This is a genomic window from Brevibacillus sp. AF8, from assembly GCF_021270385.1.
GTDB lineage: Bacteria > Bacillota > Bacilli > Brevibacillales > Brevibacillaceae > Brevibacillus.
The window spans coordinates 155,838-167,290 of sequence record NZ_JAGQDN010000013.1 but is presented as its reverse complement, the minus strand read 5'-3'; the positions used below and the strand labels follow the sequence as shown (position 1 = coordinate 167,290).

At 48.6% G+C, this 11,453-nt stretch carries 7 protein-coding genes; all 7 read right to left on the bottom strand.

The window, feature by feature from the left end; translation table 11 throughout:
• Positions 1–81: 81 nt before the first annotated feature.
• Positions 82–1,200, bottom strand: coding sequence for a Ger(x)C family spore germination protein (locus tag KB186_RS17815; RefSeq protein WP_173609982.1), 1,119 nt, complete (start codon positions 1,198–1,200; stop codon positions 82–84).
• Positions 1,197–2,297, bottom strand: coding sequence for a GerAB/ArcD/ProY family transporter (locus tag KB186_RS17810; RefSeq protein ID WP_173609981.1), 1,101 nt, complete (start codon positions 2,295–2,297; stop codon positions 1,197–1,199). The genes KB186_RS17815 and KB186_RS17810 overlap by 4 nt, the downstream gene beginning before the upstream one ends.
• Complete coding sequence (locus KB186_RS17805; RefSeq protein ID WP_173609980.1) at positions 2,297–3,841, bottom strand: spore germination protein; 1,545 nt, start codon at positions 3,839–3,841, stop codon at positions 2,297–2,299. Before KB186_RS17805 ends, KB186_RS17810 begins: the two co-directional genes overlap by 1 nt.
• Positions 3,842–4,144: 303 nt before the next feature.
• Positions 4,145–5,923: an acyl-CoA dehydrogenase family protein gene (locus KB186_RS17800; protein ID WP_106785262.1), complete on the bottom strand. Its 1,779-nt coding sequence runs from the start codon at positions 5,921–5,923 to the stop codon at positions 4,145–4,147.
• A 25-nt stretch (positions 5,924–5,948) separates the two neighbouring features.
• The gene (locus KB186_RS17795; RefSeq protein WP_173609978.1) at positions 5,949–7,127 is read right to left on the bottom strand and encodes an acetyl-CoA C-acetyltransferase; all 1,179 of its coding nucleotides are present in this window, start codon (positions 7,125–7,127) and stop codon (positions 5,949–5,951) included.
• A gap of 18 nt (positions 7,128–7,145) precedes the next feature.
• The gene (locus tag KB186_RS17790; RefSeq protein WP_232774084.1) at positions 7,146–9,554 is read right to left on the bottom strand and encodes a 3-hydroxyacyl-CoA dehydrogenase/enoyl-CoA hydratase family protein; all 2,409 of its coding nucleotides are present in this window, start codon (positions 9,552–9,554) and stop codon (positions 7,146–7,148) included.
• A 359-nt stretch (positions 9,555–9,913) separates the two neighbouring features.
• Complete coding sequence (locus tag KB186_RS17785) at positions 9,914–11,035, bottom strand: S-layer homology domain-containing protein (protein WP_232774083.1); 1,122 nt, start codon at positions 11,033–11,035, stop codon at positions 9,914–9,916.
• Between the last annotated feature and the right edge of the window lie 418 nt (positions 11,036–11,453).

Below are 11,453 nucleotides of genomic sequence, written 5' to 3'. Positions count from 1 at the left end.
CGATCGCCGCGTAACTATGGGTTTTTAGGCAGTCTACTTGACAGGGTTATGACCATGCCAGGGGGTTTTGTCTTTCACCCTTCATTTTATGACACCATTTCCCTTGATCGATACGTCTGGCTTGATTTCAACAACGGCATTGGAAAACGCCTTCGTCCAATCATCCTCTACCTTTTTGTATTCCTTATATTCATGAGCACGCGCATAGAGACCAAACCCAAACGGATCTATACCGGTTTCCTGGCATTTCTTGATTAACTTCATGTAATCCTTCTGCAACTCGTCACTGATCATTCGCTCCATCTTTTTGTAGTCCTTTTCCATGTTGAACGGAAACATGCGCTCCGATATGGAAACTCGCAACCTGAAATGAACGTCAAAATGAAACCGACCGTTCTGATAGGTTGTTTTTACTTTTTTTTTGACGCCCTTGATAAAAAAACTGATCCTGTCTTTCGTAATTTGTTTTTGATCGTCCGTCTCTTTAATCGGGATGGTGACAGACAATTCCCCTTGTTTTTCATGGATCAGCGTTTGCAAAAGAATCGTATCCCGCGGTTCTATCGAGTCTACGTACGTTCCATTTTTTTTTAACAAAGCTGTCCCCATTACCTTGACCGCCCGCTTTTCTTTCTTCAACTCAGTCAAGCTAGGTGTCATCCCTTTTTCATACATTTGTCGATGGAGCTCCTGCGCCCTCGTCTTTACTGTCAGATTTCTTTTATTGGCTGTGTCAATCAGCGTTGTTACATGAATGGACAGACGAGGCTTGTCCTTTGGTTTATAATCAAACAACTCATGCAACGGACCATCAAGCATAGCCACGCGGGCGTTGACACTGAACTTTGCATCCCGAAAAACGACATCCAGCAACCGAAACCAGTCCGGGTGAGCCAGTAGCTTTTTCCCAAACACGAGCACCTGAATTTTGCCTGCTTGGGTCAAGCCTGTTACTCGCTCATCAAACCCCATTCTTGACTCTCTAATCGTAGATGACCGAATGCCGTATTCCTCAGATTTTTCCTTTGCCTCACGATTGAACACCGGGCTTGAGATATAAAAGAGAAGCTCGTTTTTTTCGTTCAAATCAATTCCGACCATCAGCGATAAAGTAGTATCCTCCAAATTGATTTGATCCCTGCAACCTGCCAACATGGTTACCAGCAAGCTCAATAACAGTACCTGAGCAAATGCCCTCATGCTTTTTTCCCCCCTTCTGCTCGTTTCGATAGCCTGATCGGCCCCCAAGCCAATAAAGGAAGTGCATAAGCAAAAACCAAGCCTGCAAAGCTCCAAATTTGTATCGATTTCTTCAGATCAATAAAGGATGGCGTATAAAACCATAGCGCCACTGGAACCAGAAGAAGGAACAGGCGCAAATGCTTGCGGTGATCCTTCATGCCGAATAACTGACTGGATGAAAAGACACAGAAATAGATGTACGGCAATGCAGTCGTTGACAATATAAACATATAAGTAGAGAGAAAAAGAATATCGACACGTTCTAAAAAGCGGAACTCAATGGCTTTCCATAAATTGAGCGTAGGCCATGTATACTGCGTGATTTCATCGGGGCTAAAGTATGCAAAGGAAACGACAACGACAGACAGATACACGAACAACGTCAATGTATTCGCAATGACAATGCCAAGAGGCGCATATTGCTTTTTTTGAAGAAAAGGGTAGGCAAAATAACCAAACTCAAATCCAAGAAAGGAGAGTACGGTCGATTTGCTCGCTTCCCATATCGGGTGCCAGCCCTCCTTGATCACTGGCAGCAAGTTTAGCCAATGAACCTCTCGATAAGCCGTCGTGAGAACAAAAGGTATCCAAAGCGTAAGATAGAATACGAGCTCGGCGTACCTTCCGATGGCGCGAACCCCTCCCTGGAGAACAAAATAAGTTGGCAGCGTAAAAAGGAACACGACGACATAGGCGGGTGTCTGAGACAGGAGCCAAACATTAATGATTCCCGTGGCATTTATCAGCAAAACGAACGCTGCAACCCCGCAATAAATGAACATGAGAACAATAGCGACTCGACCGAGCCACTTCCCCAGGATCAATGGGAATATATCGATGATCGTCTTCTCGGGATACTGCTTCATCATGTTCGTGATGACGAGACTGACTAGCGTTGCCGCAAGCCATCCGATCAAAAGCGATATCCATCCATCGGTGCTCGCCTTCTCCGCCAAATCTCTGGGAATCGTCAACACGCCGATCCCTACTTGTGCCCCATGAATGAGGAGAATGTACTGAAGGACGCTCAATTGGTTGTACGTGTACTTTTTCATCACCCGTCCTCCCTTGGCCGATTATCGCCTTGTCTTTCCTCTTCAATCGTATGGGTTGACAGGGGACGCTCTTTCATTTTCCACAGTGGCAGGCGGATAAACAAATCCTTCCAATCGCCGAAGCGCACAGGAGCAAGAGGGCCTCCATAAGGAACGCCTAATGATTCCAGCGTAATCAAATGGCCAATCAGTGCCATTAATCCCACAATAATTCCAACGAACCCAAACATCGCAGCGAGGATCATCATCAAAAAACGAATAAGCCTGACTGCCGAGGCCATATCGTAGTTCGGAATAATAAAGGATGAGATCGCTGTAAATGCAACGACGATCACCATAATATTGCTCACAATCCCTGCTTGCACAACCGCTTGACCAATCACGATACCTCCCACGATACCCACAGTTTGTCCAATAGGAGCCGGCAAGCGAATACCCGATTCCCGGAGCATTTCCAGTGTGAGCTCCATAATAAATGCCTCTAACAAGGGTGGGAATGGAACCCTTTCGCGGGACTCTCCGACTGACAAAATCAAATCGAGTGGGATAACCTCATAATTGAAAGAAATCAACGCAATATAAATCGCAGGTAAAAAAGTAGCAATCAAAAAAGCTAAATATCGAAGCAAACGAATAAACGTGGCAACAGGCCAGCGAGTACCATAATCATCCACACTTTGAAAAAAGGAGGCGAAAGTAGCTGGACCGATTAATACGCTCGGGGAGCGATCCACAACGACAGCAATCTTCCCTTGCAAGATGTGAGAGGCGACTGTATCCGGCCGCTCTGAGGTCAAAAACTGCGGAAACAGTGAGTAAGGATTATCCTCGATATACTCCTCCAGTTCAGACGCGTTGAGAATCGAGTCAACCTTGATCATCTTGAGCCGATCCTCCAGCTCCTGTAATATTTCCGGATTCGCCACATCAGCCAAGTACATGAGCGAGAGCTTTGTAAGGCCTCGTTCTCCCAACCACATTTCTTTTATTTTTAATTCACGGTTGGGAATATAGCGGCGAATAAGGGCAATGTTATGCGTGTCCGTTTCGACAAATCCTTGGTGTCCGCCTTTAAGCGCAGCCTCCAACTGTGGATCTTCTATCGCCCGCTGCGGCCATCCATTCGTTTCAATCACAAGCACTTCTTTTCGACCCTCGATAAATAAAAGACTGCTCCCAAGCAAAATCTCGGTTTCTACTTTCCGAAAGTCGTAAGCAACGGATACCTTTCCGACAGATAACAGGTCAAAAACAGTCGATTTCTCACCCTCTGGGTGTGACAAAAGCGGACGAAGCACATTGTTGTTTATAGAGTTTTTGTCAACCAAGCCATTCAGGTAGACGAGAGCAACCATCCCCTCTATATGCTGGCACGCAAACGTCCGAATGACCAAATCGGGTGTCAGCGTAAATATTGCATTCAGCTCCGCAAGGTTATCACTTAATCGCTCACTGATCTCACGGACACGGATAGGCTCACTCGAGTGGCTCATCCTGTCTTTGACAGATGTCTTTTTTCTTCTCAGCCACCCTCTCATCGCCATCTGCTACAGCTCCCGCCCTTTTCCGAAGTATGTTCCATTAGCGTTCGTGAGAGCCTCCCAAAATATGCATGCAACTTGGCACATCTTGCCGCTGAATCGAATAAATCCCAATACCCTGCAAATCGCAAATAACCGTAAGAATGGCAGCTAAATGGAGTACTACCGCTTTAGCCATCTTCTCTGGAGGCGGTGAACGTCAAAGTGACGATTCACGGGGCGGAATTTCGAAGGTGAAGCAAGTGCGTGAAATGCGAAAAGAGCAAAGCATTGAGCTTTGCTCTTTTTCTCATTTCCTTTTTGAAACTACACTACATATGCTCCTGCTTCGATCACGCGATCAGCAATCGAACGTTTGAGTGCCACCGTGTTGATCGGTGTGCGGCGGGTCAGCTTTTTGAGGATCGAGAGGCGCAGTCGAAGCTCGTCGCCCTCTTCCATCGCCGCCAATGCTTCTTTTGCCCAGCCTTCGATTCGATCGAATGCTTCATGCACATAGACAGCGGTCATTTCCAGCTTTTGCTGCTCAGCTTCGATGCCATTTGCCGCCATTGCTTTCTCTGTCCGCTTCACGATGCTGTCCATAGCATACAGCTCGATCAGCATATCAGCCGCAAATGCCAAGAGCTCCTGTTCTTTGGACATTTCCTGTTGGTATTTCATCAACGCAGATCCTGCCACCATCAAAATGATTTTGCGCGTGATGTTGATCAGATGCTTCTCCATTGCCAAAGGTGCATCTTCAATCTCTTCTGGATAATAGCTCATCAGATCTGCTTGCAGACTGCTCGCTGCTTGCATGAGCGGCAGTTCGCCTTTCATCGCCTTTTTCACGAGCGTATCCGGGATGAGCATGCGGTTGATTTCGTTCGTTCCTTCGAAAATGCGGTTAATCCGTGAGTCACGGTACATGTTCTCGATCTCATACTCGGACATAAATCCGTATCCGCCGTGGATTTGCACGCCTTCGTCCACGCAGTAATCCAAAACCTCGGTGGCAAATACTTTATTGATCGAGCATTCGATTGCATAATCCGCAATCGCCTTCGCAACCTCGGCCCCATCATCCGCTTTTTCACCCAAGCGAGTCAGCGCTGTATCGAACAGACCAACTGTCCGATAGACGGAGCTTTCAGCCGCATACGTTTTCACCGCCATGTTCGCCAGTTTGTTTTTGATTAAAGTAAAATTGGCAATGGGCGTTTTGAACTGCTTGCGTTCTTTTGCGTAGTTCGTCGCGAGTTCCACCGCTTTTTTCGAGGAGCCGACTGCGCCCACCGCGAGCTTGTAACGACCAACGTTCAAGATGTTGAACGCGATCACGTGACCTCTTCCAGGCTCACCGAGCAGATTGGCTACCGGCACAGGTACATCTTGCAAAATGACCGTGCGCGTCGAGGAGCATTTGATCCCCATCTTCTTCTCTTCCGGTCCAAACGAAACACCTGGGAATGTACGCTCGACGATAAAGGCAGTAAATTTCTCGCCATCAATTTTCGCGTATACGATGAACACATCAGCAAAGCCAGCATTCGTGATCCATTGCTTCTCTCCGTTGAGAATATAGTGCGTGCCATCTGCGGAGAGCGTCGCTGTCGTTTTCGCACCCAATGCATCTGAGCCAGAGCCTGGCTCTGTCAAGCAGTAGGCAGCGATTCGTTTTCCAGACGCCAGATCAGGCAGATAGCGCTGTTTCTGCTCCTCGTTTCCGAAGTACACGATTGGCAGTGACCCGATACCGACATGGGCGCCGTAGCTGAGCGCAAAGCCGCGAGCCAGCGAGAACTTCTCTGTGACGAGTGCAGTGCTGACTTTATCCAGCCCCAATCCCTCGTATTTCTCCGGAACGTCACCAGCCAACAAACCGAGCTCCCCTGCTTCCTTCAACAGCCGAACCGAAATATCAAATTGGTGGTTTTCAAGCTCTTCCAGATGAGGACGAACTTCATTGTTGACGAAATCCTCCGTCGTCTTGGCAATCATCTTTTGCTCTTCAGTGTACTCTTCTGGCACGAATACATCATCAGCTGAACCTGCATCGATCAAAAAGCTTCCACCGCGGATCAAATCTTTTGTTTCTGCCATTACTATCCCTCTCCTTATTTTAAAATTAGATCATCTCAAAAACACCAGCGGCTCCCATTCCCCCGCCGATACACATCGTAACGACTCCGTACTTGCCGCCTCTGCGCTTCATTTCATTCAAAAGCTGGACGGTCAGCTTGGCACCACTGCAACCGAGTGGATGCCCTAATGCGATAGCTCCACCATTTACATTGACCTTTTCAGGATCGAGTCCCAGCTCGCGAATGACGGCAATCGATTGAGAAGCAAACGCTTCGTTTAGCTCAAACAGATCGACATCCTCCAAGCTGATCCCCGCCAGCTTCAATGCTTTTGGAATCGCAACAACTGGACCAATCCCCATGACATCAGGGTCTACGCCGCCAACCGTAAAGGAACGGAACTTGGCAATCGGCTCGACACCCAGCTCGGCTGCTTTTTCGGCAGACATCACGAGAACTGCTGCCGCACCGTCGCTCGTTTGCGAGGAGTTTCCTGCTGTTACGCTGCCTTGCACGTGAAAGACTGGTCTCAGTTTGGCGAGTGCCTCCATCGTCGTGTCCGCGCGTGCTCCTTCATCCTTGTCGAAAACACGTTCCTGGACGTGAAGCTTGCCTGCTTCATCCACAAAATGCTGCTTGATTGTCAATGGTACGATTTCATCCTGGAATTTCCCTGAAGTAATCGCAGCCGTCGCACGCTGATGGCTTTGCAGAGCAAAAGCGTCCTGATCCTCACGAGAAATGTTGTACCTCTTCGCTACTTCTTCAGCCGTATGCCCCATGCTCATGTACGCTTCCGGCTTCGTTTCTACGAGAGTCGGGTTGAGTGCGATTTTGTGACCGAGCATCGGCACCAGACTCATGCTCTCCACCCCGCCAGCGACAATCACATCGGAGCTGCCGACCATGATCTGCTGAGCAGCGTAAGCAATCGTCTGCAAACCGGAGGAACAAAAGCGATTGATCGTGATCCCCGATACATTGGTCGGCAATCCGGCACGCAGTCCGATCAAGCGAGCCATATTCATGCCTTGCTCAGCTTCCGGTACAGCCGTTCCCATGATGATATCCTCGATATCAGCCGGATCGAGCTGTGGAACGCGGCGCAACAGGTCGCTTACAACTGCGGCTCCCATATCGACTGGGTGAAAATCCTTGAGACTTCCTTTTTTCGATTTACCGATAGCGGTGCGGGCGCCCGCGACAATAACTGCTTCTCTCATCGTTATCCCTCCCTCTCCCTAGTTACGCAAAGGCTTGTTTTTAGTCAGCATGTGCTGCATACGTTGCTGGCTTTTCGGCGTTTTGATCAGTTCGAGGAACGCTTGCTTTTCCAGCTCGAGAATGTAGCTCTCTGTCACTTCTGTACCTGCTGGCACGTTACCACCGGACATAACATAGGCAACTTTGCTTGCGATCAGCTCATCATGGTCTGAAATATATCCACTCTTTTTCATGGCGTAAATATTTTGGCGCAGGTTCGCATAACCCGTTTCGCCGATAACGCGAATTTTGCGTGGCGCAGGCGGTGTGTAGCCTTCTTTATCCATCGTAAGCACCAGTTGCTTCGCATCGTATAGCAGATGATCAGCATTCACGCTGATGCGGTCGGTCGGTCGCAGGTACCCCAGATTGATGGCTTCCTGACCACTCGTAGATACCTTTGCCATGGCAATGGCTTCAAACGCCTTCGCAACGAACGGGAACGGATCAACTGGCATGCTGCCCCCCTCCGGAACGTTTTCCATTGCTCGGAACAGCATCTCCTTCGTTCCTCCGCCACCTGGCAGAAGTCCTACTCCCACCTCTACCAGTCCGAGATACGTCTCTGCCGATACCTGCACACGATCCGCGAGGTAGACCACCTCCACACCGCCGCCCAGCGTCATGCCGAACGGTGCTGCGACGACTGGACGATGCATATAGCGCAGTGCCCGTGCGGTTTTGTGGAAGTTCGTGACAAGCATATCGAGCTCCAGCCAATTCTCATCCTGTGCTTCCATCAACGCCATCGCGAGATTCATCCCGACGCAGAAGTTTTTGCCTTGATTACCGATGACCAGACCGGCGAAGTTTTTCTGCACTTCCTCTGCGGCCTGACTTGCCATGTGCAAGACATCCATTCCGAGTGCATTGTGCGGGGAGGTGAATTCCAGACATGCGACTCCATCGCCCAAATCGATCAAAGCGGCACCCGCATTTTTCTTGATCAGCTTGCCTTGTTCCTTAAGGGCTGCCAAGTTGATGTTTTCCTTGCTCTCTTCGATGTCCTTGTATGTGCCTCCGATGGAAAACACGCTGCGCTTCCCTTGCTCTTTTTGATAAAAGGAAGTTTTCCCGCTCGCGAGCAGCTCCTCGACAAGTGCCGGAATCTTCTCGTTTTCTTCACGCATTTTTGCCACTGACTTTTCGAGACCAATGGCATCCCATGTTTCAAACGGCCCCATTTCCCACCCGAAGCCCCACTTCATGGCCTGGTCAACAGAGACGATATCGTCAGCGATCTCATAAGCCTTTTCCGCAGAGTACAGCAGTACCTTTTTGAAGACATTCCAGACAAACTCACTGCCCTTGTCCTTGCCATATGCGAGCGCTCTCAACTTCTCAGGCAAAGTCTTGGCTGTTTTGGCCGCTTCCAGGGAAGGGAACTTCGGCCTTACACTTGGACGGTATTCCAGCGTGTCAACCGACAATGCCAAAATCTCTTTGCCTTTCTCCGTTTTCACCTGCTTGAAAAAGCCTTGACCTGCCTTTTGCCCGATCCATCTTTTCTCCACCATTTGCAGAACAAATTCTGGCACTTCAAAAACGGAGCGCTCCTGCTCATCCGTGCTTTTGTTCCTGACGTTACCCGCCACATGCACGTACGTATCCAGTCCGACGACATCGAGCGTGCGGAAAGTCGCGCTTTTGGGACGGCCGATGACCGGACCTGTCAATGCGTCTACCTCATCTACTCCAAGCCCTAGTCGCACCATTTCGTGGATCGACACCTGCAACCCATATGTACCGATGCGATTGGCGATGAAGTTAGGCGTGTCCTTGCAAACGACCATTCCTTTACCGAGCACGTGCTCACCAAAATGCTTCATGAAAGAGATGACTTGGGGGTCTGTATCAAGACCTGGGATCAGCTCCAACAGTTTCAAGTAGCGCGGTGGGTTAAAAAAGTGTGTGCCGAGGAAATGCTTGCGGAAGTCATCAGAGCGTCCCTCTGCCATTTCGTTGATAGAAACCCCAGACGTATTGGAAGACACGATGGTTCCCGGCTTGCGATGCGCTTCTACCATAGCGAAGACGCTTTTCTTCACCTCGATGTTCTCGACAACTACCTCAATAATCCAATCGACCTCGCTCAAGCAAGTAAGATGGTCCTCGAAGTTACCAACTGTAATCAGGTCGATGTTCTTTTTATCGTAGAGCGGCGCCGGCTTCTCCTTCAAAAGTCGGTCACGGCCCGCTTGTGCTATCCTGTTTTTCACCACGCTATCAGACAAAGAAAGTCCCTTTTTACTCTCATCTGCTGTCAATTCACGCGGCACGATGTCCAGTAAATAAGTGGGAATACCGACGTTGGCTAAGTGTGCTGCGATCCCGGCGCCCATGACGCCTGAACCGAGAACTGCCGCCTTGCGAATTTTGCGTTCCATCTCCAAATCCTCCTTTTTAAAACCCTAGTCATGGCTTATTCATGGTCAAAAGAATGGCCTCGCAACAGTGAATACCTAATATTCAGACTAGCAGAGTATTTTTAAAACTTCTACTTTCTCCATAGATATTCCTGTGTGCCTCAACACATGTCTTGTGTTGAATGAATGTTCATTCAGTATGTGGGTTAAAAAATGACATCCCACTTTTTGGCTGTCTTACAAGCCCGGAGATGCTACGCTCCCACCAACTGAATCACCGTTCAGTTTTTATTGTAATCGAAAATTCTGTCAGTTGCAATCGTCACTTCACGAAAGAAATGAAAAAGGGCACACGGTTGTCCAGTGCCCCCTTTTCTGTGCTACTTCTGCGAATAAATCAGCGCTGTGATCTTACGTCCGTAAGCGTTGGACGCGTCTTCTTCCAATCGGTATTCAATCTGGAAGTCTCCGTTTTTCGGGTCTGGATAATGAGCAATCACCCAGAGGGTTTTCGAATTGTTTTCGTCTGCCTTGACCGATACTTTTACCGGTCCGTTGTATGCAGGGACTTGCTCCAGCTTTGCCATGCTTTTTATCGCATCGTCTGTAAAGAGCGCAGACAGCTGTTTCTGATTTTTGGTTTCGTACGCCAAATTCGCAGCTCGTAAATACACCTGCGCGATGTGCTGCTGATTCGCAGGTGAACCACGGAACTGCAAAGCTACATCCGTCCGGTAATAATCAATCAGTCGATCCATCACAACGATGTATTCTGCACGCGTCAGGATCTTGTTTGGAGAAAAGTTCTTGTCCGTCAGAAACAGATTGAATTCCCGGATCGCCAGTGGGTATGGCGAATATGTATCCCGATAGAATCGGTCGCGCTTCCATTCATAATAGCTGTTAAAGAAAGAGACTGTATCTTGTGGTTTTATATTGGCCGTTCGGAATTTTTGTGGTGCGAGCATATGAAACATGATCAAGCTGGCCTCTTCTCTTGTCAGTGGCCACTGCATCCCGCCACTGGACATCCACCAGTCCGGATTTTCCTTTTCTTGCTTTTTCATCAAGTGCCCGGTTTCAGCCAAATATAGATAGTACAGCATCCGGTCTCCTGGATCAAACTTGCCCAGATCGTCCGTTTCGATTTTCATCATGGTCTTTAGATTGCTCAGCAGTTGCTCTACTTCCCCCCGGAGTAGATAGCGATGATCCAGGTTTGGCTTGCGTACTGGCTTTTCTATCGGTCCGTATACGGTTTCAAATACGCGATTCAGCATAGCCAAAGCTTCGCCTCGAGTAACTGGCTTGTTTGGGTAAAAAGGCTGATATCCCTGTCTCTTTATGATGCCCAAATCCGCCATTTTGTCGATCTGCTCACGTGCCCAATGTCCCTGTATGTCCGTATACATACCAGGCGTAGCCGCATTCGCACTCCCTGAAAAAACGCTTTGCACTACTAGCAGTGCCAAGAGAAAAACGATAGCAAAACGCTTTACCATGACTTACGATGACTCCTTTCTTTTCATGATCGTTTCCCTACTCCCTTTTTTTGGTAATTCGACCCCAGTAGCATCCATTCCTGCCATATTGGTCTATTTTCCTGGGTCTGATCTCTCCTTTTCTTGTATCGGGAGGAAGACCGAACTTTGTTATACTTTTTCAAAATAAATGAAAAAGAGCCGCACTTTGTATGAGCGGCCCAATTATATCCTTTTTCTCTATGCGCTGACTATCCTTCAATCTGCTCTGACCAGCCTGGTCCCTTGGTCACAAGCAGCCGAGATAAGAAAATGTTGATGAGGGTGAACAGGACGATAATCCCAAGAGCGGTCCCTAACAAGGATGTCCCTAGCGAAAAACTGTAGAACGACTAGGCCTCCTGCCATAAGGCCTGTAACCAGAGGAAATAAAAAAAGA